Here is a 26251-nt window from a genome sequence, read left to right on the forward strand (position 1 = left end):
GAGAAGAATCATTCCTGTTGTTCTCGGTAATCTTCATGGGTTAAAGGCTAATCACATTAGCCGAATGGAGCGTCTTTATCGTCGACGGATCCCTCCAGAAAAAGTTGTAACCCCGGAGGTGGCTCGGGAATGTGCCGAACTCACCTATGAGACGAGACGGCAAATCGGGCTTTTGGTCAATCGACAAGGCCAAATTGAATCGGTTTTAATCGGTGACCACCACGAATTGGTTATTCCCCATCTTTCGCGGACCCGGTCAGGCCTTCGGTTATTGCGAGGGGTTCGTTTAGTCCATACCCACCTCAATAATCAACCCCTGACGCAGGATGATCTGACCGACCTAGCTCTTCTTCGATTGGATTTAATTATGGCGCTTGGTGTGGGAAAAGATGGGAGCCTTCGGGATGTTTATGTGGCGCACATTCTTTCGAACCCCATCAAGGGACGAACCACGGTGGAGTTACCGCCTTGTGCCTTTCACTCGTTTCAGTTGGATTGCCAGCAGTTTATTCAATCGTTGGAGCAAGAAATTGTTCGCTCGAATCCAGGGTTACGAGAAGGTGTTCGGGAGGGCAGGGCGCTCCTGGTTAGTGTCAGCACAGGGAATGCCGCTTCGGAAGAAGGTCGTCTTCAGGAATTACAAGAATTGGTGCGTGCCCAGGACGTTGAAGTTTTAGGGTGTATCACTCAACGGTTGGGAGCGATCCATCCGAAGTTTGTCGTTGGCTCGGGAAAGATGAAAGAGTTGGCGATTCGTGCGCTCCAATCCGGTGCCGATACCTTGATTTTTGACCAAGATTTAACCCCGGCTCAGGTACGGGGTATTTCGGAAATCACGGATCTGCGGGTCTTGGACCGCTCACAAGTGATTCTCGATATTTTTGCACAGCGGGCCCATTCCTCCATTGGGAAAATACAAGTTGAACTGGCTCAGCTGCGGTATCTGCTACCACGACTTGCCCAATCCAGTACAGCTCTTTCCCGGTTAGCGGGCGGAATTGGCACACGAGGGCCTGGAGAAACCAAGTTGGAAACGGATCGACGTCGTGCCCGCGAGCGCATTCAACGATTGGAGCGGGACCTGGAGTCTATGGCACATGGTCGTCAGGAACAACGAAAAATGCGCATGAAGCGAGGACTTCCGATTATTTCCATTATTGGCTATACCAATGTGGGGAAGTCGACCCTGTTAAATGCATTGACAAAGAGCCAAGTCTCTGTAAAGGATCGTGTGTTTGAGACACTTGATACGGTCAATCGCCGCTGGTATTTACCTGGATTAGGCGACGTCATTCTGACGGATACCGTAGGATTCATCCGGGATTTGCCAAAAGACCTCATGGCGGCATTTCAGACCACTTTGCTGGAATTGCAAGAGGCCGATGTATTGCTCCACGTGATAGATGCTCATGTCCCCGATCCTGGGCAGCACATTATTGCGGTAGACAATATATTGAAGGAATTAGGGCTTGAAAACATCCCATGCCTGCGTTTTTTTAATAAAGCCGATTTGATGGTGGAAGAAGACCTACAACTCCTCTGTCAGCGTTATGGAGGAATGGGGGGATCGGCGTTACAAGATGCGTCCCTTCTTATGATTCAGCAAGAACTCACGTCCCTGCTTCGGGGCCTTCAGGCAGAAGATGGCAGGACGGGGAAGTGTCAGGAGATGCCTCTCTATACTCTTCCGGCTCCAGCCGAGACCTTTCCATGAGCGGTCTTGCGTCACCGATGAGTCGTCTCAGAACAGCACGATCCCCGATGGAATCGCCGGTAGAAGCGAAAAAGCGAGTACGTCGGATCCTTGCCGCCTTGGATCAATCCGTTCCTGACGTGAGAGTAGAATTAGATTCCTCCAACCGGCTTGAGTTGTTGGTGGCCACAATTCTTTCGGCCCAATGCACAGACCAGAGAGTCAACCAGGTAACCCCGAATCTGTTTGCCCGCTATCGCACGGCACAGGATTATGCCGGTGCGGATCCAGCCGAATTAGAAGCGCTCATTCGGACAACAGGATTTTATAAAAATAAAGCGCGTCATCTCATTGGGTGTGGCCAAGCTCTGGTGCAGCGTTTTCACGGCATGGTCCCCGGAACGATGAAGGACTTAACTTCCCTGCCCGGCGTTGGACGAAAAACAGCCAATGTTATTTTGGGGAGTTCTGTGGGAGAGCCTGCCATTGTGGTTGATACTCATGTGAAGCGGGTAGCCAATCGCCTCGGATTGACGAGAAGCCAAGACCCGACCAAAATTGAAGAGGATCTTCAACGCCTCTTACCAAAATCGCAATGGACGAACGGGGCTCAACGCCTCCTACTTCATGGGCGATATGTGTGTTTGGCCAGAACGCCAAAGTGTGCTCATTGTGTGCTTGATTCAGACTGTGGATGGGAAGGAAAACGAAAGCCAACATGAAAAGTATGACCGGTTTTGGAAAACGTGAATCCCTATATCAGGGAACCATGGTGGGGGTTGAAGTGCGATCTGTGAATCATCGGTTTTGCGAGTTGATGGTGCGTCTGCCTAAGTCTCTGTCTCATATGGAGTTGGAACTGAAAGAGCAAGTCAAGCGCGCCTGCGAGCGTGGTCGCATTGAATTGACCGTGACCATGAATGGTGGAGGGTCTGGAGCTACGAAGATTGTCCAATTAGATCGCGCCATGGCGAAGCGGTATATACAAGGGTTGCGGGATTTGCAACGGGAATTCAAGCTGAGTGGAACGGTGGATGTGAATGTGGTGGCAGGATTTCGGGATCTATTTTCCACCAGTGAGGAGCCTCCGGTGATCAAGGATGTCCCGAAGGTCGTTGAGGGGTTAGTCCAGCGTGCCTTGACCGATTTAGAGAAAATGCGAAAGAAAGAAGGTTCTGCCTTACAAAAAGATCTCTTGCAGCGTGTTCAGATAGTCGAAGACCGGCTTCATGTGGTTCAGCAACGCATTCCATCTGCATTGCAGGTGTCCTCGGATCGTTTGAAAGCTCGTGTCGCCAAGTTATTAGAGGGGGAGCGGGTGAACGACGATCGAATTGCTCAAGAAATCGCCATGTTGGCAGAGCGATCAGACGTGACGGAAGAATTAACACGGTTGCAAAGCCATGTGACACAATTTCGTTCCACACTCAAATCCAAAGGCCCGGTGGGTAAGCGGCTTGATTTTCTTCTCCAAGAAATGGGAAGGGAAGTCAATACCATTGGATCAAAGGCGAGCGACTCCGAGATCTCCGGGCAGGTTGTGGATTTAAAGAGTGAATTAGAGAAAATCCGTGAACAGGTCCAAAATATTGAATAATCCATTTATGTCATAACGTCGGAGGAACGGTGGGAGCCACGGGAAAAAGATTGTTATTTGTCGTATCAGGTCCTTCTGGAGTGGGAAAGTCAACGCTCTGCCGGCATATATTGAAGACGATTCCCGACATTCGCCTTTCGGTTTCGTACACCACCCGGAAGCCACGGGCGGGCGAGACGGATGGCAAGGAATACACGTTTATTTCGGAAACGGAGTTTCACACAAAAATTTCCGAGCACGCATTTGCTGAATATGCCGAAGTCTATGGGCGATTATACGGAACACCTTGGAAAGAGTTGGAGCAAGAGTCCGGTTCCAATACGGATATCTTATTGGATATCGATGTCCAGGGTGCGCGGCAGGTCATGAAAACGCTTCAAAAAGCCGTGACCGTGTTTATCCTGCCTCCTTCAATAGAGGTGCTTCGGACCCGTCTGGTCGATCGAGGGACGGATACAACGGACGAGCAGGAGCGTCGGTTTCAGAAATCCCAGGATGAGATGCGGAGCTATTCGGAATACCAATATACGATTCGTAATGAAACCTTGGAACAGGCCATCGAGGAACTCCAATCCGTCATTATGGCTGAACGTATTCGAACCATCCATATCGATGCCGCGCATGTGTTCCGGTAATTGCTGCATTGATGGGATTGATTTGTGTAGAATCATCAGGAACATGTGTTTTTCACAGAAAGGAAAGAGGATATTCAATGGAAGCATTATCGTTACTACCCCAACATCACCAAAAAGAATTTGATTCGCGGTATCGGATTGTGCTGATTGCCGCCCAGCGGGCCAAACAATTGGTTCGGGGTGGAGAGCCGTATGGAGCCAGTAAATTTTCGAAAGACACCTCAAGAGCCCTGGAAGAAGTGCTCAACGGGCAGGTTCCGTATTTAATTGGCCAGGAAGCTAAAGAGGCCATTAAAAATGCCAAACGCGCGAATGAACGTCCCATTGATCCGGCTCTTTACGCACAACCGGATGAAAACGCGCAAGAGATCAAAAAAGAATTGAGTGTGTATATTGATGACACGGCTCAACATCTTGGCACGGTGGTCGAACCTGAAGAAGCATAGCTGAAATCGTTTCGCGAAAGAATGCGGAAGATGAGCACCGAATTAGCAGGTAAGCGGATTATTCTGGGAGTGACGGGAAGTATTGCCGCCTATAAGGCGGTTGGACTCCTACGCCTGTTGACGCAAGCCGGTGCCAGCGTGCATGTGGTCATGACGGATTCAGCCATCCGGTTTATTGCCCCCCTGACATTTGAAGTGCTGTCACAGAATCCGGTGGCAAGTGATGTCTTTGCGGGCCATCAGGACATGAAGCACCTGTCCTTAGCGGAGCAAGCCGATTTGTTGATTGTGGCTCCCTGTACTGCGAACACCTTAGCCAAATTGGCGCTGGGGTTAGCCGACAATTTGCTCGGAACCCTTTCGCTCACCGTTCAATGTCCGGTGATGATTTGTCCGGCGATGGATGGAGAAATGTGGGCCCATCCGGCGGTCCAAGCCCATGCTCAGACCCTCCGTCATCGAGGGGTCGTCCTGGTCGAGCCGGCAGTCGGGGCCTTGGCTTCTGGAGAATGGGGACAGGGGCGTTTAGCTGCGGAGGAAAGCATTATGTCGACCGCGGTTGACCTGTTGCGTCGCCGAACGGATTGGCAAGCGGAGCGTGTCTTGATATCGGCAGGACCTACCCAGGAACCCATTGACCCCGTGCGCTTTATCAGTAACGGGTCATCAGGCAAAATGGGGTTTGCCTTGGCCGAGGCAGCCGCCGCACGTGGGGCCGAGGTCGTCTTAGTGACCGGTCCCACCCAGTTAATGGCTCCGAAGAACGTAACCGTGATTCCGGTAGTCACCGCAGAAGACATGTTACAAGCGCTCACGGCGCGATTTGAATGGGCAACCACGCTCTTGATGACTGCTGCCGTGGGAGATTTTCGCCCTAAACAGGCGCATGCACAGAAGGTAAAAAAAGACCAATGGCAGGGCAAAGGATTGGATTTGGAACGGACGCCGGATATTTTAATGGCACTCTCCGCCCAGCGTACACACCAACGCCTGATTGGCTTTGCGGCTGAAACCGATCATCTTATTGAGCATGGACAGGCCAAGCTTACCGGCAAACATCTGGATATGCTGATTGTGAATCACGTCGGCGGAGAGCAGTCTGCTTTTGGAAATGATACCAATGAGGTGTATGTGCTCACGCCGGGTGCCGCCCCGCATCACATCCCGCGAATGCCGAAACGACAGCTGGCGGATACCCTTCTAGACCGTATCCTATCCCTTCCGGTTCAGCCTTTCAGGCAGAAGACCCTGTCTTCACCCACGTCATAGTTTGTGCTCACCTGATAGGGTGTCTTCTCACCCTTCTCCATGGAGATGGAACAACGTCTCTAAAGCCAAAGGACATCTCTTGTGTGTGAATGGTCAAAGGTCCTAATGGATTTTTGGGCTAAATGGCGAAAATGAGTAAAAAATGAAACAAGAATTGCAGAGAACAAGAAAAAACTTAACTTTAGGAGCTGATAAGCCGATAAAAATAGTATGGAGGGATTTTTCATCAATATCGTCTTTTTTGCCTGGCTTATTTCCATGATTCTTCTGGCTATCCGAAGAATCTAGCTCCTCTCCTCCGGCCCGGTTCAGAAAAAAAGTATCGGCTTTTCTTTGAAGCCTTCCCAGCAGGAACGTGTCAGGAAAGGGCCCCATCTGAAGAAATTTCTGACGGGTGGCTGGGCAAATGGCCTGCCTTAGGGAATGGCTCGGATTTGAATCCCATCGACCCGTTCTTGCGCCAACACGTCTGAGATAATCACGACCTTGTCTCCTATTTGAAAATGTTCACGGGTTTTTAAAATCCGAAATGCGGTTTGTAATGTTTTCTCCGGGTCTGAACTAAAGTCGATCCGAAAGGGATAGACGCCTCTATTGAGCGTCATCGTTCGACGGGATTGACTCCCGTTCGTGAAAGCATAAATGTTCGTGGAAAATGGACGACAATTCGAGACCAAATCCGCCATGATACCTCGTCGAGTGATCACGACAATCCCTTTGGCGTGTAGTCCTTCCGCGAGCTGGACGGCAGCGGTGGCTAATTGTTGTTTGTCGGTCGTCAGCTTTAACTGTTTCGCAAACTGCAAACCTGGAATGGCTTCGGTTTTGATGGAGATTTTTCGGAGATATTCGATGCATTTCAGTGGATATTTTCCGACCGTGGTTTCTCCGGATAACATCACCCCGTCGACTTCCTCATAAATGGCATTCGCCACGTCAGTGACTTCGGCACGCGTGGGGATGGGATTATGGATCATCGATTCCAGGAGATGAGTTGCCACAATCACGCGCTTGCCGGATTCCGCGCAAAGTCGCACAATTCTGCGCTGCACATTCGGCAGATCCTCCAGGTTGATTTCTGCCCCCAAATCTCCGCGAGCCACCATAATGCCATCCGATTCCCGGATAATATCCTCAAGATTGCGAACTCCTTCCTGATCTTCAATCTTGGCAATAATTTTCACCCTCCCCACTTTGTGCCCCATCAACTGTTTCAGTTGTTGGATATCCTTCGCTTCCCGAACAAAGGACAGAGCAATAAAATCCACATCGGCGGCCAAACCAAAGGCAATATCCTTTTCGTCCTTTTGCGTAATCGCCGGGAGATTGACCCGGATTCCCGGTAAATTGACATGGCGTTTGCTTTTCAAGACCCCCCCATCAAGGACCCGGCACTGCATGAGGCGATCCTGTTTTTCAAGGACCTCAAAATTGATCAACCCATTATCCACGGTAATTTTATCGCCGACATTCACGGATTCCATTAAATCGGCATAGTTGATGTGAATGGAGCTTTCTTCCACATCCATCGGCCCCCGCGCAGAAATCGACACGATCGTGCCTTCCTGGAGATTAAGATCAATCGATAAATCTCCCGTCCGGATTTCAGGGCCTTGGGTATCTAAAAGAATCGGAATAGGAAAGGGGACCTTGGTATTGAGCGTTTTAATGTGTTTGATCACTTTGGCATGGGATTCATGGGTGCCATGGGACATATTCAACCGCACGATGTTCATACCGGCGTCGTACATTTTACGCAACATCTCATACGATTCGGTCACCGGTCCGATCGTGCAGATGATTTTGGTCTTTTGCATGAATGGTTCCCTATCAGCTTTCAATACTCGTCAATTGTGAAAACGATCCCATCACCTTCCAATTTCATCAGTCAGATCCTATGGCACCCGTGCCTCCTGTGAGAGCGGCATCAGACGCAGGCGTCCAAGGAGATGGGGAGGCCCAACTCCTGTTTGAGATTTATAGGATTGAAGGTACTCGTGTTGCTGGAATGCTGTTCGGCGCAGAAGATATCCCACCTCCCTGTGGGTTCTTATGAAGTGTAGCCCACTTTAGCGTCAAACTCTAGCAGGGTCGATCACTGACCATGGTCGGTTGGGGTGGGCTCATTATACCTGATGCGTGACACAAGGGGACCTTTTCCACCACCGTGAGAACCTATATGCAGAGAATGATTGTATCGGCAGGAGACAGATCAAACGTCTATGGCGAGGACTTGTGTTGTCGATTAGGTGGGATAATATTATGATGATGGGACAAGATTTATATGAGATCAAGAATCGCTGAAGGATTGGAAGAGGTGAATAGATGAAAGCGGAAGCCGAGACTCTGGATTTTGTCACAATTAATGGGCTGCTAAAATATGGCGAGGTTATTGCCAGGCGACCGCCGGTAGAGGGGGCAGAGCCTCATCCCCCGTTAGCTTTCTTGGAAGATCGTCCGCAACGGGTGTTGGAGGCCATGGCTGCCCTACGACTGTTTGTCCGGGATGCCCAAAAAGGATTTGCCAATGCTGCGGCTTACAGAGGGGCAAGACAGGCGCTGATCCAGCAGGCCTGCGGTGGAGATGAGTTGGTGTTTTTCGCGGCGTGGAATCAACTGCTCGCTCAGGGCGAGCTTTCTCCGTTATTCCGGGCACCAATCGGTGCTACGAATAAACCCATCCGACGTCGACCGGTGGCGATCGTCCCGCGCGAGCATATGACGCCCAATCTGGCTGAGGGTCGGATTGTCCTTGATATCGGCGATGACCGCTATTGGTTGATGCCGAGGGATTTAAGTGCCCGCACGCTGTTTTTCACGATGCGCCACGGCGTCTCCCGGATGGATAGTAAGAAGTTCCGCGTGGGGCGACGGTTGAAGAATGTCCTTGATGCCGAGCGGGGAATTCCCAAGGCTGACGCCATCGGAACCGCCCTGGTCCGGACCTTGGGCCTGGTCGGAAAACAACTGGATTTCCTGCAGCTCGACAACTACCTGGATGCGAAATCATTTGTTCATATGGTGAGTCAAAGCCCCAATACCCGACAGCTTTTTGAACGGGTCGTCTCCATCCTGTCTCCCGAGACGGCCGAGACCACCGAGCCCATCACGGAATGGGCATTGGAATCACAAGACTTTGGATGGGCCACCGGTATTGAGAAAACAATTGAAATTGAAGAAGCCGCCAAGGCCTTTGGGGTCGACACGAAGACGGCCCAGCGTCTGATTAAGCATCCGCTGTATAGTTATCCGGGAGGACACTCCTTCTTTGAGCTGTATGTGGAGTTGGTCGATGGGTTCCATCAATTAGGCCAGAGTCACCAGGGAAAAGTGCTGTGTTTATATACGCACAGCTCAACTCTACGAGCGCTCTTAATTTTTCTCGACCCACGTCCGTTCAGTGAGGCTTTTTCCGAATTTGGAGCCTATAAGGAAGGACAGGACAACGTCGTCCTCCTCACCTATGAGCATGGGCAATTATCGGGCTACTCCACGGCCGTCGGTCTTTCTGAACGTGAACGGGCCGTCCGCGAGGCCTGGATGAGCGTGGAACAGAGCCGCCGGGAGAAGGTGACGCTGAAGCCACGGCAAATCCGGCGAATTGTCGCTCTGGTCTCCGGTGGGGATTTTGCCGGAGCCGGTGCAGCATTGAAGGAACTCCGTGTGACAGGGAATCGATTAGGCCTGGAAGTCTATTTCGTCCAACACGGATTTCTGGGTTTGGCAAATAATTGGATTGAGTTGGTGACGGAACAGGACACACGTGGCATGAGCAATCATGCCAGCAGCCCGATTGGCAGCAGCCGGTTTGAAGATTTTAAAGATGAGGAGGTCCAACTGGCCGCCATTCATCATCTCAAACCATTCATGAAGGATGGGGCGCTCATCGTGATGGGAGGTGATGGAAGTATGCGTGGGGCTCGCGCCATCTATGAACGGTTCGGCATCCAGGTCGTGGGGATTCCCGGTTCGATCGACGACAATATCGCCGGGACCACCTCACTCGGGGTTCAATCGGCTGTCGCCCTGGCCAACCAATCCATCGAGTCGCTGAAAGCAACCAGCGCGGCCATGGGCAGTGTGTTTTTTGTGGAGGTCATGGGGGCAGGATCAGGGCACCTGGCGCTTATGTGTGCCTACCAGGCACGAGCTGAAGGCCTGTTGGTTAATGAACATCCTGATCCGAATGCCTATATCGAGGAGGTGGTTCTGGGCACACTAAAACAGACGTTGGGCGTCCGGAACAAAAGCCATATTATTATCGTGGCCGAACGCACCCCGCACCAGTACCATCCTGAAGGGGGAGTCCATGGCCTGGTGGATTATTTCGGGAGTAGGATTGCCCAATGGACGCATCTGCAAACCCGATCAGGGCACTACCCTCTTTCGGTGGCGACCAAGGCCACCATTCTTGGCCATACCCTGCGAGGCGCCTTCCCGACTCCCGTCGACAAAACCATGGCCCAACTCTTCGCCTACGAGGCCATCCGGCGGTTGATCGAACAACCGGAACAGGTCATCGGCTGCATGTTAGCCTACCGCGATCCAGGAACCATTCAGCCCATTCCTCTGCATGCCGTGGCTCCCAAGCCCTTTGATTGGGAACTCTTCGCGCGCATGCACGGAACCGAATTGGTCTAAAAAAAGGGATGTTCCTTATGTCGCCGAGCCCGCGTGCGATGAGTTGCATTTCATTTCGCCGGGTGTATGGCTGACGCGGGTAAAAATTTGAGTGCTTGCCAGCCTGCGCCCTAGGCTGTTCATATGAGCCTGTATCGTCAAAGAACCCATCCGGCCTCTTGGTCCTTTCAGTTCCCGCCTATGCGAACAAATCCTACAACAGGGTTTTTCCTAAAAGTAATGTTCGGAAATTGTCACAACGCCAATTGAGGCCCACCCTCCAATCCTCAACAAATCGGATCCGGCGATTTCCAGAAAAGTCCCATTTGGTTTTTGATGAAAGTCATGGTCAGGGCATTCAGGTTTTGGTAACGTGAAATACTAATAGACATGGTCATCGCAGTATTGAGGGGTGAAACGTGAAGGTCGATAGTTGGTCTGGAACCATCATTTCCATTCCTTTCCAAAAGCACAAAATTGATGCGCTGTATTATCATCTTGTCACGCACGATGAACATGTCCGGAACAAGCCTGTTTTACTGAGACTCCATGGACTCTTAGGGAACCTCCTGGATGAAACCGAGCATGATCTTCCGTACATTCTAGCGAAGTATGGGTATTCCTCCATTACCATCAATACCATCATGGCCAACCTGGGCCTATTTTTTGGATTTGGTATTTTCGACGAGGCGATGCCTCAAATCCATGCTGCGTGTACCTATCTTCGACAGATGGGCTTTCGGAAAATTATTCTTGCAGGACATGGGTTGGGAGGAGCCATGGCGATTCGCTATGGCGCGCTGCAACAGCAACAATTCCCATCTCCTGACATTCAAGGAATTATTGCCATTGCCACAGCGTATTCTTTGCCCGACACAATCCGGAAACGATGGACACGATTCGGCAGTCAACCTTCCTACCAGGAAGTCTATGAAAAGGCCAAACCACTGCATGATCCAAATCCAGGGCACGATCGACCCGATGATGAAACCATTGTCGTCAAGCGGGCGCATGGCCCAACACTCCGACCGGAGCATTCAGAAATCTATACGTTGAAAACCTGGTGGGCCTTAGCAGGACCTGAAGCCGAGGGTCCCAAAGCGTACCAACATATAGGGGGTATCAAAGTGCCGGTCCTGTTAGTTCACGGGAAATTTGATGAGATGATTGACCCACAGGAGTGTGACGCATTGGGAAATGTGGCCAAAACAGCAGGCAACCCGGATGTGACCATGCTCCACCTTGAAGCCGGGCACGATCTTTCTGGAAAGCACGAGGAACTCGGACAAGAGGTAGTCCAATGGATTCAGGAACGATTTGAATAAGATTTCCCTTCTTCGGGACTGTCCGAAAATCTCTCTACCAAAGATTCCGATGATCCACCCTCACCAAAGACTGTTCCGGCTTCGAACACACGATGGCTTTTTGATGAGTGGGCATCTGGTCATCAAAGAAAATAATCTTGATACGAACACCCTCAAGAACCCAATTGTCATTGAAGTGCATGGTTTGCTAGGGAACTTTCTGGCACGAGGAACTCCTCGCCTTCTTCCTCAGGCGCTCCGGGAGCGGGATATTTCGTCGTTTTCCATTAACACCAGGCTGGCATTCGCCGGGCAAATAAACGGAAGAGGGATTTTCGATGAGACGATCCATGATATAGACGCAGCAGTGGACTTCCTGACTCAAGAAGGGTTTCATCATATTTTCATCTTAGGCTATAGCCTTGGTGCCAGTATGGTCCTGCACTGGGCGGGGAATCGCCACGTTCCCAATGTCAAAGGGCTCATTCTCGAGGGGACGCATTATGCCATCCCCGATACACAGAGAAAGCGTTTGACCAAATGGAAAAGTACTCCGAGCTATGAGGAATTGTATGCACAGGCCAAGTCTATTCTAGGCGAGAATCCTTCTCACAGTGACCATGACGAAATGGTGGTGATCTACCAGGCCCGAGGGCCAAGCCGGAGCCCATTGCACGATGAAATCTTTACCTATAAAACGTGGTGGCACATGATGGGACCGGAGGCATATTCTGCCATGGCATACAAACAGATAAACCGGGTCACATTACCCATGCTGCTGCTTAGGGGGGAAAATGATCCTCTCATCGAGGCTTGGGAAGCCGAAGCATTACAACGCATTGCACAAGAGGCAGGGAATACCTTCGTGTCTATCAAGGAAATTCCTCGCGCTGGTCATGACTGCATGGAAAACCCGGAGGCGATGCTACAAGAAATCCTTAATATACTCAGACCCTCCCGTTGACTGACCGCCTTCCCGTATGGGCAAGTTCACGGCATCTGCACCAATAGTAAGCCATACAAGATTCAGCACCCCTGCTTCTTAACCTGTTTTGGGCATCTCAATCACGATTTCTCTCGTTGGCGGGGGAGTTGATTTTTAAGACGGAAAGAGTAGAGTAGCGCAATCTCCCGGTCAGGAAATGGGAGGCGAACAGACTTCACCCACCACAAAGAGAGTCATCATGACAAAGAAACAACCATCCAAGAGACCTGCGAAACCGACCGAGCCTGAACCAATCAACAAACGCAAGGTGAATCCCGCCAAATTTCCATCAGACCTGCCATTGAAGGATCTCAAGGAGTTGTTCGAACCGGTCACCGGCTGGCGTAATGTCGGCTTTTTTGTTTTTCCGATAGAGACCTTGAGCCCCGCCAAGACCGTTGGTCGTGGCCGCACCAATCTGACTCTCATCAGGCCGACCATTGTTCAGGTGGATGTGAATACTTCGAGTGGGGCCAAGCCGTATGCCGGATTCGATCGTCGGGAGTCGCCCACCCGAGACCCCGCCGTGTCCATGCATTTTGAGCCGAAGGCCTATGGGATTACGGCCGTCTCGACTTACGTCATGGTGTTCACGATTGAGGTCATTGGACAGTCATCGACGTTCGACCTATCCGGTTACGCCGGAGGCGGCACGATGGCGAATAGCGGTCCGCGGACGCTCAGTGGACAGACAACGGTGTCGCTGGTGCTCAGGAACGTGCCGCCATCGGCAGAGGTCTGGGGAGCCATCACGCAGACGGCGGGCGGGCAATGGAACTGGTACACCGTGCAGGCTCGCTATCCCGCACTGGTCGTGAAAGCATAAACGCTCGCAGTCACGGTGAGTAGAGGTTTCACGAGCTGTTTACGACGCTCCACGGAATTTCCTGGACTGTGGAAGGCTTGAAGGGATGTTTCCGGGCGATAGCTATGGAAAGATTCGTTTCGATCGCGGGTCTTGCTAAACAGGAGGTGCGAGGGACGCCGAGGCCTGTTGTGAATTGCCCTTAAACTGATGCGGCCTCACGCATTCCTCGATTCCCGGATGAATTTGTACCTTTTGCTCCACCTGAATTGACGTGAACCGTCCTTAACACGATCGGCGGGGTTAACTGATTCTTATGGCTTCTAGATGAAGGCATGTACCATGGGTGTGGTAACCCGGTTTTTTCAGGGAATGGGCTGACCGTGTTCAGCGCAAGGACATGGCTGGATGTTCACGTCCAGCCACTGCCCCCCATCATGATTGCCGTGAGGTAGACATTACCGGCCGTAATGCCAAGGCTTACAGTCAACGCCAAAATAAATGTGCTCATGGATCACTCCTTTCTCCTGGTTCTCATCCACGCTGGAATGTCTCAAAATACAGGTGTTGGACGATAGCCATGCTGTTGATGCCGATTAGGACGGGGTGCAAACCCTTTAAACGTTCCCAAGGTACCTATTTGACCTACGACATCTTGACCTGATCGGTGGAAGAAGGGTCCTGAGGACGCTTTCCCTTCAGCATCACGATCATGCCAATAATCCCCAACATAATAGAAAGTATCCCGAAAAGTTCCATGATCTCCTCCTTGTTTATGTTACCTGCTAAGGACAATGGGTATTGCCCTGCAAGGGCCGAATTCCGTTTACAATTACATGATATCCGGTGGGAAAAAGGGGAGTTCAGGTTTGTCGAAGAATTTATTAAGTAAAGACTAAAAAACATCTCAAATTGAAACGAGGACGGAAAGGTGAATAGTGTTGGGACGTCTCCCTATACCGACCATTCAGCTCTGCTCAGGTATTGTCCTTCAATGCCAAAGGAGTGATAATATAAGGCTTCTTCCAGTTGTCCTGAACCGGAACTGAAGATGAAACTTTTTTCTTCTCTCGCCATCCTCAGCCTTGCGATCGTGTTTGCTACGCCGACGTTTGCCGAGCTCTATTCGCCATCCTGTGAGATCGTATTAGAAAGGGGTGAAACAGCCCGGAAAGCGCTCCTTCCATTTCGTCGGACCATGGAAATGTTAAGAGCCCATCAATCCGGGGCATATGGTGAAGCGGAGGCCTGTGTTGCCGGGAGCCGGGGTGGTGGGGATACATCCGTCTTGTGTTCTCAGTCGCAATGGCACAGCCCGAAACCCGACACGTTCGCGTTGGCGGCCATAGACCAATACCGGCAGAAGAGAAAAACGTTTGAAGAATTATTTCAACAGGCCAGGCAGATCTGTCTGCGTGAGCCCTAACCCCACGCGAGGGTCGTGAACGTTCTATCGGGAGTCAATCTGTGATGGTCAAATCCTTGTATGGTATCGGTCTCCCTCTTCTGCTTTTCCTCGCTTGGACGTGTCCTGCCGGCAGCGAGCCGTATTCTCCTTCCTGTGGCCTCGCAATGGAAAAAGTGATCAAGGCTCGAAAGAATTTCAGTGCCTACCAACGGACATTACAATCAGCCAGGAGCCGGGAGCGCGTAGCCTATGCAGACTTAGCGGTGTGTGCACGAGGTGGAATCTTTAGCGTGGGACGAGCTGTTGCCTGCAACCAGGCCTCCTGGAAGGCCCCGGCACGAACGAAGGAATTGATTGAAGCCGAAGAAGACTATCGACAGGCAAGAAATGAATTTGAGAAGTCCTTTGAATACGCTGAGAACTCCTGCCTCTTATCCCCCTAATTTCCCACTGATCTCTCCTCCTTTCTTCTTAACTCTATAAAACAATCACGCTGATGGGAATTTTCCCTCTCGGAATTGCGCTGAGCTCTTTTGGATGTTGATGCGCTGCGTGTGTTCCACCCTGGAGATTCCGGCGGCAGGCCCGACTGATGCGGGCCTGACTTCGCCGCAAGCCGAGGGCGAGGGCTTGTAGATTGTCCTTGTCCTTCATGAGATACGAATGTTTTTTTGTGATCGAAATGCCACAAACATTTCTCCATTCATCACTTCCTAAAAAATATGAATACGGCAATGCACCACATTTGTGTAAGTAATTAATCAAATTTTGATTCACTGATATTCTTGCCGTTTAAATTAAAAAGTTGTAAGGTTTCAAAACTGCTAGTGTTCATTTCAATGTTTTGGGCATGAACCAACCAACACAAGGAGGTATCTGATGGCTGTAGCAAAGAAGCGCGTGGCTTCAAAGGTAAAGTTGGCAGGACGGGGTTCTGCAAAATTAAGTCAGGCAGCGGGAACGATTAAGAAAAAATTACGGGGTGTCAAAATCATTGATTGGCATGAAGTTGGCCAACCGGGACCCGATGTAATTTTTGGCACGGTTCAGGCGAACATCGGCAACTTCAGGTCTCATGTGGCCACGCTGACGAAATTGAAAGAGTTGCGCGATCTGAACATCCTCATTCATGGCCAACCACCACGGCCTGAGGTCGTCCAGGTCAATTTCACACTCGGACGAGGATAGATGATTCATGCAGGGACCGGCTGGTAAATATCCCGCATTGCAAGTCCACCCCGGCAGACGCTGTAACCTGCAGTGTCTGCATTGTTATTCGGATTCCGGGCCGGACGTCTCCGAACAAGTGGATATCGATACGCTGCGGACAGTTGTGGTTGATGCAGCCACGCTCGGGTACGTGGTCATGTCGGTTTCGGGCGGGGAACCTCTGTTGTATTCGGCGCTAGGGGAACTGCTTCGCGTATCGCATGAGGCGGGATTGGCCACCACGGTCACCACAAACGGCATGTTACTGGATCAACGCCATCTGGACATCTTACAGGCTGATTGCGATCTCATCGCAATCAGCCTTGATGGCGTAGCCGAATCGCATAACCTCATGCGAAATTCTCCCCGCGCATTCGATGACATGTGCGCCAAACTTGAGGGCTTGCGGGCATCCGGCATTCGATTCGGGTTTATCTTTACCCTCACGTTTCACAACGTTCACGAGTTGGAGTGGGTCGCAGAATTTGCGGTTGAACAAGGCGCCAAATTGTTGCAACTCCATCCGCTCGAACCCGTCGGCCGGGCCGTGTATACGCTTGACGGTTCCCTGCCTGATGCCGAGGAAAATGCGGCAGCCGTGGTCGAAGCCGTACGGATCCGGGAACAATACAAAGATGTCATCGATGTCCAGATCGATCTTGCCACGATCCCTGCATTGCTCGAGCATCCGACTCGCGTTTTTGTGCGGGAAGCGGAGGTGTGTGGCGAGCAGACCGTGGCAGACATCATCGCCCCGTTGGTCATTGAAAGCAGTGGAGAGGTCTCACCTCTCCAGTACGGATTCCCGCGCGCCTGGTCGTGGGGCAATATCAGAAATGCTCGCCTGCCGGAATTAGCCGCGTCGTGGCTGTCTCGCGATTACGCCGCGTTCCTCACCCTATGCAAGCTTGTGTACGAACAGGCGGTGACTAATGAGGATGAACCGGTCCTGAACTGGTATCAACATATCCAAGCCGCCGCCTCACGTTTTTCGCCATGGCAGATTCGCGACATCATGAGCCAGTCAGGTGATACCGGGGCTTGTGACCGTCTGCGGACGATGGCCTCAGATCCTGTCGGTCATGTCCCTCATTGAAGGGCGCACCTGGTTCACCGACATTCCGCCGCCCTTGGGCCATTGCGTAACCCTGCCTCAGAACACCGTCAATATCTGACGAATCCATTCTGAAGGATCTGGCTGTGTGCCTCTGCTTTTCATCCTGAGAAACGAAAGATCTGAGCCTAACCTAACAAGGCCATGACTCAGCCAGACTTCGCGCTGCTCAGCATGACAATTTTGTGGAGGGTGTTTCCCACCTCGTTCTTGCTATCCTCAAACGTTTAAGTACCTCATCAGGATTCATCGATTCAGAATGCTGAGCGCTGTGGGGCGTAGAACCCTGTATTTTGTATGATCCATAATTCCTTCAGGTTCTCTCATCCAATAATTGGCCTGACTTTCCTAATCTTGTTGCACATTTCTAAGAATACTTCGAGGCAGATACTCCAGATCAACACAACATCATGCGTTTAATTTCCAGATTCTATCAGGTGCGCCCAAATGTAGGCAGGCGACGGTACAGCAGAGAAAATGCCCGTCTGAGTTGAGGTGATAGGGGCAGGGGCAGCTGTTCAATGAAAATTCCTGCCACTTTTTCCCTCTCACAGAAGGGAGGCGTTTGTCCCTTTCCAATAACAAAATAAGTCCGTCGTTTTCCCATCAGCGCCCTCTCACCCTTGGTATGTCAAACGCGCCTTAGTGGATTCTTAACTGTTCGTTGAATCACAATCCCGGTATCAGCCTCCTCCTCCATATTCTCCATGGGGTTGAATATTTCCTTCCCCACCTGCATGTCTTTTATCCATCGCCTTTCTTTAGTGAACTTGATATTTAAGGATTGAAGAAATAGGCAGATGTCGGATAGGCAGGTCAGTTCAAATTTCAGTGAAACACAGTACCACACAAAGGAGAGAATGCCCGATACCCAAGCCCATTGGCCGGTAGGCCAGTGGACATCCAAGTTTTTGTCAGGAATTTACTTATTACTATGTTAACGGGTTGTGATACCCAAGGAGTACACCATGAGGACCTGGAAAAGATGCATTGCATTACTACCCTTTCTGTTGGTCGCGGTCGCATGCAGCCATACGATACCGCCCTACACAGCCAAACCGGTTCCGCCACAGCAATTTACCCCACCGACTCCCGACGCGATTGAGGTGCCCGAGGTTCAACTTCCTGACTCAGCGCTTCCCGTTACGCTTGTCCTTGATTTGACCCCCCTGGAAGAGACATTGCAGGCGTCCATGCCGGAACACTTCAGCGAAGCTTTTCATCCGTTACAGAAAGATTACAGGTGGGATTTCGTCAGAGAAGCAGAGCCCCAAGTCACCATTCAGGATGGTTTGGTGACTATCCATTCCACCTACAGAGGGGATATTGAGGCCAACACCGCCTCCCGCGGCTGCCGTTTAGATCCCGTCTTTCCCATCCTCAATACCACCGGGAAACTTGAGTTGGAACAAGAAGGTAATGCGCTCGTCCTGCGCCTCAAAAGCCCCCAAATAGACATCGACCTCAAACCTGAGAGCGAGAGTAAGTGCAACATGTTCAATATTCCGGTCAAGGATCAACTGGCGGAGCTCCTGAATACCCCCATGCTCGTCGAAAGCATGACACGGGCCGTGGAAGAAAGCGGGTACCAGGTTCCCTTGGAACAGGTCTGGACGAAGTTACAAGCGCCGGTGGCCGTAAATGTGGTGAAGTTCAACACCCAGGCCTGCATCTATGGGAAACCTACAGAAATGGCCATCGGAACCCTGAAGGGTACCGTGCAGCGGACGACTATTCCTATCGTCGTCAACGAAACCCCGACGGCGACTTTTGAAAATTCGTGCGCCAAGCCAACCGCCGAAGTCATGAAAATCACCTCCGGCGCCGCCCTCCTTGAGGGGAAGCCGTATAAAGTCTTAGCCTCCGTGAGCGTGCCATATTCCGAGGTAAACCGAGAGCTGCAGGAGAGGCTGGTGCACCAACCCGTTAAAGACCCCAACGTCGACATGGTCATCAACAAAGCCACGGCGTCAGACTCCGGGGGGAAGGCACTGTTCACCATCAACACCACAGGAGATCTTAATGGCACGATCTATTATTGGGGAACACCGCAGCTGGAAGGCGAGGGGTCTGTGATGACGATGTCTGACCTTCAGATGGCCAGCGAATCGAAAACTATGTTGGAAGATATCAAGGTGGGGTATTGGAAGATCATCGACCAACAATTACGAGATAAATTACAAACAGCAACACGGGTTGATCTGTCCGACCGAATTGCAAAGATGAAATCGGCGATCACAGGTACACATGCAAGCGGCGACGTGACCAGGGAAATAACGATAGGGCAGCAGCAACCCCAACGCGCCTATTCCATCCCTGGGGCGCTCGTGGCTGATATTCTGTTGGAAGGAAGCGCCAATTTGACCGCGCCAGTGGAGTTGGCAACCCGCAGCATGCCCGGAAAGACGCCGGACAAGATTTCCATTTTCTCTCAGCCGCCTACCCAGCGGTAAGTGCGCCTCGCATAACTTGTGCGCCAGCCGAATATGAATACGCATTTGGCTGGCGCACCCCCGGGTTTTGGAGTCGGCTCATCAATCGAAAAAGAGGTCAGCTTCTGCCATCACTCATCCGCCGACTCCGCCTGCTGTCAATTCCTTCAATCTCTTTCTCTTTCGACGGTTTATTTTCTGGGACTGTTGAATATTAGAAAAATTTCGCCGCTTCATCAGCTTAGGAGTCAACGAGGCTCACCAGAGAAAAATAGTGGAGTGGTTAAAAAGGTCCGTCCAGTCCTGTCCTGAGGCTTCTCGAAGGAAAGGCCGCAGCCGCTTGGACGAGCGGAGCGTACGAAGGAGTACGTGAGCACGGCCAAGGGGCGAGAACGCCGCTGGCGGCCTCTTTCAACACTCCTTTCTCTCGATATTCACCTGAACATTGGTGCCATGGGACGTCATGTCGAACACCGGTGAGAGTTTACTGAGAGCTTTGAGCTTCTCAATGTTCTCCGCATCGGTTTTGACCTTAAAATTGACCCGAATATTCTCGAACCCGCTCCTGACCTTATTCGAGAGACCAAGGAATCCCCTGATATCCAGGTCACCCTCGAGTTCCGATTCCAATGCGTCAATTTTAATGCCCCGCACGGCAGCATGGTACACCAAGGTGGTCGTCAGGCATCCCGCCAACGCATGTAACAGGTGCTCAACGGGATTCGCACCGGTATCATGCCCGGCCAGAATGGAGGGTTCATCAGCATTCAGGGTGAATGGATCGTCGTGGGGAATTTCCTGCTTGGCTGCATAAAAGCTTGAGACCTTCGATTGATTTTGCCCACACGTACTCCAGGTGTTTTTGATGTGAAACCTGCATTCACCCAGTTTGGGATCACTCTCGACGTTTTTCACCAGCTCGTTCACTGCTGCGACATTGACACCATTAAGGATCTGCGCGTCAGCCATGGCCATTCACCTCCATGAATTAGTCAACCTATGATGAATAATTGATATATGTGACCACCTTGAGAGAGACAGTCCACATGCCGGGATACCTTCTCTCAATAATGTTCGGGAATTCTACTCTTTCCTATTTAAAAAGGGTATGGCCCAATAAAAACCTCCCACCCGTTTCCGGGTGAGGAGGTTTAGGTAGAGGAATAAAGGTTCGCAGGTTTGCGCAGGCGGATCATAGCCGTACCGATAGAGCCTCCAAGGGGTCAGCATGAAACCGCTATAGCGTGAAGGAAGCAGCATGGGTGGTTTCGCTAAAAAAAAGTCTTTCGAAGTAGTAACCCACGAAAGACTCTGCACCCGGGCATTCATGTTGGAATGCCAATGCCTCGATTGGTAGTGAATTTTGGGAGAAAAAACTACCGCTCGGAAAAACAAGTCAAGCCGGCTCTCACCGGTTAGCAGGCAGAGCGAGAAAGTGCTTACGGTCAGGCTCAGCGTGGACTATGTGCTGGCGAGCATTGCCCTGCCTCGTGACATGGTAGGCGGCCCCGACGTTTAAGAACTAACGGATGAACTATAGGCAAGCATGTACCAAGGTAACTGTAATACCAACACCTGGTCACTTCTTCTTCCTTTTTCAATCAATTCTTTTTTTTCCATAAACTGAACAAACTACGAATTTGTATTGCTTGAAATTGGTTTCCAGTTCTTTACATTGCATTTTTAATTTACTGATACAGTTCTTGTAAGTATATCCAATAGAAATAATGATGAAACCCCATATCAATATGATTGCCGGTAAAGGACCTACTAAATAAATCATATATATAAGAGAGATACCAATTGCTGCAAAGAAAAACATAATTAAATGAGTCTTTAAAATCTCTGGCAACATCCAAAAGCATTCGGTATATGTAAATGCCATAAATAAAGTGGGTAATTTAGGTTCTAGCTTGGGACATGGATCCCACCCTGGCCCTAGTTTATAGAGGCCCAACATTTTTTCTAGCCCTGCAAGGACAATTTGTAAATACCGATATGTGTAGCCAACTTTCAATAAATAAATCACTCCACCAAATAGAATAGCCATTCCTAACAGATAAGCAAAAAATGGCAAATCTGTATAAGGAGTTTTGTCCGGGTTTGGAATAGGGAATACAAACCAGATCCAACCGAATCCAGTTAAAGCAGCGAGGATTGGCGTGTAGAACTTTAAGGTTTCTGTTAACCTGGCATTAATCATTTGAAATACTTGGTCATGGTACTTTTGAAGTACTTCCTCATTGATTTCGATAACGGGCAAATTGGAGTTCGCTGTACTTTGAGGGGGCTTATTTCTAGCAGCCTCGTAGATCGGTGAAGCTATTTGTTTTTTATCAACAGGAGAAGTGGTATTTGGATTTTGGGTCACCTTGGTATATCCTTTATTTGCGATACTATTATTCCATCCATTGCATGATTAAATGACTGCCTATTGAAAGGGATCCAGAAACATGGCTGCTTGAGCTTTGAAGATTATCTTAATTTTGCAAATAAGTCTTTAATGAGCTTTCAATATATGGAGGAATTGATCAGGATGTACCTAGGAAAATGTTTCTGGATTATTCAGGATAAGGTTGGAGAGGATTTGCCAATCAGCCTCTCCCGAAAGAATATTGAAAGGCTGTCTTTATTACCATTGTCATTGAATTTTTTAAAATCCTTTAATAGGCCTCCTAAGTGTGGTCCGCCGACTTTATGAGTGATGCGTTATACCCTGGTGCCCGATTTCGCACCTTGAACATCATTGATGACTTTAATCGGGAAGCGTTAGCCATTGAGATTGATACCTCGCTACGGGCTGAGCGAGTCATTCGGGTCCTTGACCGCCAGAAGGCAGAACGCGAGTTGCCCCTTATGATTCGCTTGGATAACGGCCCAGAATTCATCGCTCAGCAACTACAGGAATGGGAAAGGCGAATCGGGTGTTGATCTATCACATTCAACCAGGTTGCCCGACGCAGAATGCCTTTATCGAGCGATTTAATCGCACCTATCGGAATGAGGTGCTCAATCTCTATCTGTTTCGGAGTTTGGAAGAAGTGTGGGAGATCACAGCCAGTTGGCGGACCATCTACAATGAACACCGGCCCCGCAAGGCTTTACAGGGAACTGCCCCGTATCATTATCAGAAATTAACGCCCGAAAACTCTACATTTGAACTGTCCGCTTGACGGGAAAGCTTACATCAGAGCCAAAGTCTGTCCCTAAAGTGTTAACTCTTGGTATTGGGTCTTTAAAAATTTATTCGATTTCGTAAAAGATGCGCGAGCATAGCCATCAAGGTCTAAATTTAATAATTCCATGTCCGATTCGCTAAATTTATCGCGGTTGATCGTTAAAATATATTGTTTACCATTTAACAAATTAAGATTCTCACCAATATAATTGATGCTTTTAATCAGTGTGTCCTGATCAACATCAAAAATATTGTCATGTACTAAAAGTCCGGGATGAAGCTCAGAGGTGTAGGGGTTTATCAATAAGGCATAATCATACAAAAACACCTTTTCTCTGTTTATGCTATGGCTTCCATCCGAGTCAGTGCGAAGTTCAAACTTCAATATTTCTTTTCTTTTAGATATTTCTATATCAAATGAACTTTTTCTGTTTCCAAATACATACTCATGAATATCAAGAATAGTTTTTTCAAACGATCGAACCACCGCATCAGAGTCATTGCGGTAACTTTCCAATAAATAGATTTTATTTTCGCGTTCCCGTTTTTTACTTTTGTGATCACTTTCGTATTGGTTGTGGGCTTTTATAAAAGACGAAAGGGCAGAAAGCTCTTCTATTTTTCTAGCATGAATAGCGATGGTCTGCTTTAAGCTTATTAAAAGCCCTTCTTGATCTAAGAGTAATATTTTTTCTTTGTATAACCGGCTTAATTCAGAAATGTTTTCGTTTAATGGTTGGAGGGCTTCCACAATGGAGCCGCGTTTCTGGTCGATAAGGTTTCTCTGGAAATTATCGATCTTTTTCTTGAATATAGTCACTTCATCTAATTCGCGTTTTATTAGATCGCCAAGCCCTTCTTTAAATTGATTGTAGAGCTCTGCAACCTCATCGCCGTCAATATAGTTGTCACCATGAAAAAGCTGCAACTTTGATAATTCAGATTTTAATACGGCCTGTTTTGACCGTTCCCTTTCAAGCCGATTTTCTATTTCGATTATTTCATCTTTTATGACTCCAAAGCCTTCAATATTCTCAAGTCGATCAATATCAGATTGTATTCTTCGGACTTGGCTTTCTAATTCATTGAGATCAGATTTTGATTCCGACACATTTTTATTCGTAATGACTTTGATGTTCTCCTCTATCTTACTTTTTGCTTTTGTTAAGTTTTCCATTTCCTTGTAAAGCTGCCTTGCTTCGTTGTATGGCAATGGATCAACATGCAATAAATAAAGGTGCGGAGTGTAGTCTGGCGGTATACGTTTTGTGGTGTCGTAACAGTCGATTATTGACTTGAATTCAGAACCTTCATCCCGAATAAGTGGACCCATCATTATTCGAAAAGAAGGTGGGTTTTTTTGGTCTAGATTTTCAAATAATAACGAACCTAAATGGTTGTTAGCATCGGCTAGCGTTGAATAGCGCTGGCTATGGCCATTAATAATTAAAACCGGACAGTCATGATCTTTAATTGTTCGCTTAGATGTTATTTTGTGCTCACCAATTTCAAAATCTAAGCAAACGGTCACTTCCCGAGATAGGGTTTGTTCGGGAATGAGTGCTACCCGGCTATCTTTGTGCTGTTTTAGAAGAGCATAATTTAGGAACTCAATAACTATAGACTTACCAACGCCATTGGTTTTAACATTCCCTTCTTTTTTTTCGCCTAAGATCAAATTAAACCCGTCTACAAATGAAATGGGATCAAATACTCCTGGTTCGGTATATAGTTTTTTAATTTTCAACATTTTCAATTAAATATGGCTCATCAAAATCGACAATATCTAAGGAATACAAAAATAACATTCCGTAATAGATGCTTCTAGCGCTTAGCTTGGTCGTCTTTTGGAAACTTTTTGCAATATCAAAGATACTTATTCGACCATCGGCACTTCCCCGCAGCTGCTTCAGTATCTCATAGCCAATGAAGGGGGCAGATTTCATTAGGTCTTCATCTTTTGTAAATAGGTTAGACAAGGTCTGTTTCCTTATTTGGAAATACATTGCACTTAATCAAGTGTTTAACAATATAGAATTGGGCCGCCCCAGTGTCTGCTGCAAATCCCTTTGTCTGTAAAAGCGTGACGAAATATTCTATTATCCGTGCTAATGCATTCTTTGGATTGCCGTCACACTCAGTCAGAACTTTATCGCTAAATACTCTCAAGTGTTGCGCGACCCGACGAAGTTTCACTTGGCCAATATCGGATTCCTTTTCAATTGCCTCTAAAACGGCACCATAATCTTGATATAAAGTTAAAAATTCGGTTTTTAAGAATACCGCATGATTTGAAAATCTCTGATTAATTTTTTCGTCCGGAAATGGGTCTGTTAGGTATCCATCGCCTATCGCGGGATGATCTTCATCACTGATTAATTCTATAAGGCTTAGAATTGTCTGTACATTCTTCGGCAGTTCTTCTGTTGGTTTTTGATACAACTCACTATTTAGAAAATCATTAATTTTTTCCAGTTTGGGGGTGCCAAGATTATTAAACATTTTTGCGAGAATACCTATATCCCAAATATCATTTTTAGTATCTAAGTTATAAAACTTATTGCCAATGTTTGGAACTTTATGATCTTTTTTCTTGACAATATTAAGGATTACAAGGCGGTCGTACTTTTCGTATAGTTTTTTTTTAATGAACTTATCGACAGTGTTCTTGGTTTTATCAAGAGTGGATGTAGAGGTTACTTGGATAGCTATGCGGTTAGCCTGATCTCCGAGATCAATAGCCGTGCTGTTTTGTTCAATGATGTTGATATTGATCAAGCTGTATCCAAATGCCAGATTCAAAAGATTCCGATAGAAGTTCTCAGAATGAATATTTATGTCAGTAAAGTTCATGCCATTGCTAACTGATACCTGCGTAGAAAGCCAACTAAGCGAACTAATTATTGAACTTTGGTAGCCCTGTCGGTTCATAGTTAATTTTTCAGTTGGGTGCTAGGTTATCTTTATGTAATATCCGCTTTGCGTCGGAAATAGACAATTTCTCATCTTAATATTTCGGTAGTCTATGTCTATAGTGATAAATTTGCACGAGGCAGTTAAAGTCTCGTGTTTTCCTGACAAACGGTTATCTGACTAAATCAAATTCCGCTGTTCGTTGTAAATAGCTGGCCGGTTGTTGGAAGCGATACCACATTCACCACCGGAATAAGCTATCCCCCTTGATAATCCAGGATGAAAAGGCCAAGGAAAAGATATCATCAGGTCCAGCTTGGGGGGCAGGTCTTGTAATGAGACATCTGTGACGCCGCCAATTTCAAGCGGCGACTCACTGTCGCCGCATATACGCCCAAAGGATTTCCAATCTGATGAGGGCCTAAACTGGTATGACCAACTGAGCTGCCCGCGAAGAAATTGGGAGTACGATGAGCCGAATCAATATTTCGGAATTTGTCGGTCACCAGCCATCGGGGTTGTTTCTCCCCACCAGCCGACCACGGGTTCGGTTGTAACATCTCCAACTAATATCTCGTAGGATGATTTGGTTGAAGAAGGAAGGCTCGATTGTTATGGTATCTTTAAACCATTTAACCTGCGC

Annotated in this window: 21 protein-coding genes and 1 pseudogene; 16 read left to right on the forward strand and 6 right to left on the reverse strand. The window is 48.8% G+C overall.

Annotation, left to right across the window (positions count from 1 at the left end; genetic code table 11):
• Positions 1-64 precede the first annotated feature (64 nt).
• The 6 genes from hflX to coaBC all read left to right on the forward strand — a co-directional run bounded on the left by hflX (position 65) and on the right by coaBC (position 5640).
• Positions 65-1714, forward strand: coding sequence for a GTPase HflX (gene hflX / locus PP769_RS08020; protein ID WP_312646494.1), 1650 nt, complete (start codon positions 65-67; stop codon positions 1712-1714).
• Positions 1711-2415: an endonuclease III gene (gene nth / locus PP769_RS08025; RefSeq protein ID WP_312646495.1), complete on the forward strand. Its 705-nt coding sequence runs from the start codon at positions 1711-1713 to the stop codon at positions 2413-2415. The genes hflX and nth overlap by 4 nt, the downstream gene beginning before the upstream one ends.
• A complete protein-coding gene (locus tag PP769_RS08030) occupies positions 2412-3290 on the forward strand; it encodes a YicC/YloC family endoribonuclease (RefSeq protein WP_312646496.1) in 879 nt (292 codons plus the stop codon). Before nth ends, PP769_RS08030 begins: the two co-directional genes overlap by 4 nt.
• 29 nt (positions 3291-3319) lie before the next feature.
• Positions 3320-3925 carry a guanylate kinase gene (gene gmk / locus PP769_RS08035; protein WP_312646497.1) on the forward strand — a complete coding sequence of 202 codons (606 nt, stop codon included), beginning with the start codon at positions 3320-3322 and terminating at the stop codon, positions 3923-3925.
• Positions 3926-4002: 77 nt separating this feature from the next.
• Entirely contained in the window at positions 4003-4371 is a 369-nt protein-coding gene (rpoZ, locus tag PP769_RS08040; protein ID WP_312646499.1) for a DNA-directed RNA polymerase subunit omega, read from the forward strand.
• A 30-nt stretch (positions 4372-4401) separates the two neighbouring features.
• Positions 4402-5640, forward strand: a complete 1239-nt coding sequence (gene coaBC, locus PP769_RS08045) for a bifunctional phosphopantothenoylcysteine decarboxylase/phosphopantothenate--cysteine ligase CoaBC (RefSeq protein ID WP_312646500.1) — start codon at positions 4402-4404, stop codon at positions 5638-5640.
• Positions 5641-6056: 416 nt separating this feature from the next.
• Here coaBC and pyk read toward each other — a convergent pair whose 3' ends face one another.
• A complete protein-coding gene (gene pyk, locus PP769_RS08050; protein WP_441303060.1) occupies positions 6057-7481 on the reverse strand; it encodes a pyruvate kinase in 1425 nt (474 codons plus the stop codon).
• Positions 7482-7965: 484 nt separating this feature from the next.
• Between pyk and PP769_RS08055 the strand changes: the two genes are divergently transcribed.
• The 9 genes from PP769_RS08055 (at position 7966) to PP769_RS08095 (ending at position 19538) form a co-directional block, all read left to right on the forward strand.
• Positions 7966-10281: a 6-phosphofructokinase gene (locus tag PP769_RS08055; RefSeq protein WP_312646502.1), complete on the forward strand. Its 2316-nt coding sequence runs from the start codon at positions 7966-7968 to the stop codon at positions 10279-10281.
• 398 nt (positions 10282-10679) lie between these two features.
• Positions 10680-11585 carry a serine aminopeptidase domain-containing protein gene (locus tag PP769_RS08060; RefSeq protein ID WP_312646503.1) on the forward strand — a complete coding sequence of 302 codons (906 nt, stop codon included), beginning with the start codon at positions 10680-10682 and terminating at the stop codon, positions 11583-11585.
• Positions 11586-11688: 103 nt separating this feature from the next.
• Positions 11689-12528, forward strand: coding sequence for an alpha/beta fold hydrolase (locus tag PP769_RS08065; protein ID WP_312646504.1), 840 nt, complete (start codon positions 11689-11691; stop codon positions 12526-12528).
• Positions 12529-12748: 220 nt separating this feature from the next.
• Positions 12749-13375: a hypothetical protein gene (locus PP769_RS08070; RefSeq protein WP_312646506.1), complete on the forward strand. Its 627-nt coding sequence runs from the start codon at positions 12749-12751 to the stop codon at positions 13373-13375.
• 1030 nt (positions 13376-14405) lie between these two features.
• The gene (locus PP769_RS08075) at positions 14406-14780 is read left to right on the forward strand and encodes a hypothetical protein (protein ID WP_312646508.1); all 375 of its coding nucleotides are present in this window, start codon (positions 14406-14408) and stop codon (positions 14778-14780) included.
• Positions 14781-14821: 41 nt separating this feature from the next.
• Positions 14822-15205 (forward strand): hypothetical protein, encoded by a 384-nt coding sequence (locus PP769_RS08080; protein WP_312646510.1) that lies wholly within the window; start codon positions 14822-14824, stop codon positions 15203-15205.
• Positions 15206-15641: 436 nt separating this feature from the next.
• On the forward strand, positions 15642-15950 hold the full coding sequence (locus PP769_RS08085) for a hypothetical protein (protein ID WP_312646512.1): 309 nt from the start codon (positions 15642-15644) through the stop codon (positions 15948-15950).
• A gap of 7 nt (positions 15951-15957) precedes the next feature.
• Entirely contained in the window at positions 15958-17067 is a 1110-nt protein-coding gene (locus tag PP769_RS08090; RefSeq protein ID WP_312646513.1) for a radical SAM protein, read from the forward strand.
• Between the two features lie 986 nt (positions 17068-18053).
• Positions 18054-19538: a DUF4403 family protein gene (locus PP769_RS08095; RefSeq protein WP_312646514.1), complete on the forward strand. Its 1485-nt coding sequence runs from the start codon at positions 18054-18056 to the stop codon at positions 19536-19538.
• Between the two features lie 390 nt (positions 19539-19928).
• Here the strand turns inward: PP769_RS08095 and PP769_RS08100 are convergent, their stop codons facing one another.
• On the reverse strand, positions 19929-20486 hold the full coding sequence (locus tag PP769_RS08100) for an OsmC family protein (protein ID WP_312646515.1): 558 nt from the start codon (positions 20484-20486) through the stop codon (positions 19929-19931).
• 628 nt (positions 20487-21114) lie between these two features.
• Positions 21115-21888: a hypothetical protein gene (locus PP769_RS08105; protein ID WP_312646517.1), complete on the reverse strand. Its 774-nt coding sequence runs from the start codon at positions 21886-21888 to the stop codon at positions 21115-21117.
• A gap of 311 nt (positions 21889-22199) precedes the next feature.
• Between PP769_RS08105 and PP769_RS08110 the strand changes: the two are divergent.
• Positions 22200-22690, forward strand: a pseudogene (locus PP769_RS08110) (integrase core domain-containing protein); the annotation flags it as partial.
• A 33-nt stretch (positions 22691-22723) separates the two neighbouring features.
• Here the strand turns inward: PP769_RS08110 and PP769_RS08115 are convergent.
• From PP769_RS08115 to PP769_RS08125, 3 genes are read right to left on the reverse strand one after another with little or no spacing between them, the layout of a single operon-like run.
• Positions 22724-24445, reverse strand: a complete 1722-nt coding sequence (locus PP769_RS08115) for a DUF2326 domain-containing protein (RefSeq protein ID WP_312647043.1) — start codon at positions 24443-24445, stop codon at positions 22724-22726.
• Entirely contained in the window at positions 24432-24641 is a 210-nt protein-coding gene (locus PP769_RS08120) for a hypothetical protein (RefSeq protein WP_312646519.1), read from the reverse strand. The genes PP769_RS08115 and PP769_RS08120 overlap by 14 nt, the downstream gene beginning before the upstream one ends.
• A gap of 25 nt (positions 24642-24666) precedes the next feature.
• Positions 24667-25626 (reverse strand): SMEK domain-containing protein, encoded by a 960-nt coding sequence (locus PP769_RS08125; protein ID WP_312646520.1) that lies wholly within the window; start codon positions 25624-25626, stop codon positions 24667-24669.
• Between the last annotated feature and the right edge of the window lie 625 nt (positions 25627-26251).

This window comes from Candidatus Nitrospira allomarina, from assembly GCF_032050975.1.
Lineage (GTDB): Bacteria > Nitrospirota > Nitrospiria > Nitrospirales > UBA8639 > Nitrospira_E > Nitrospira_E allomarina.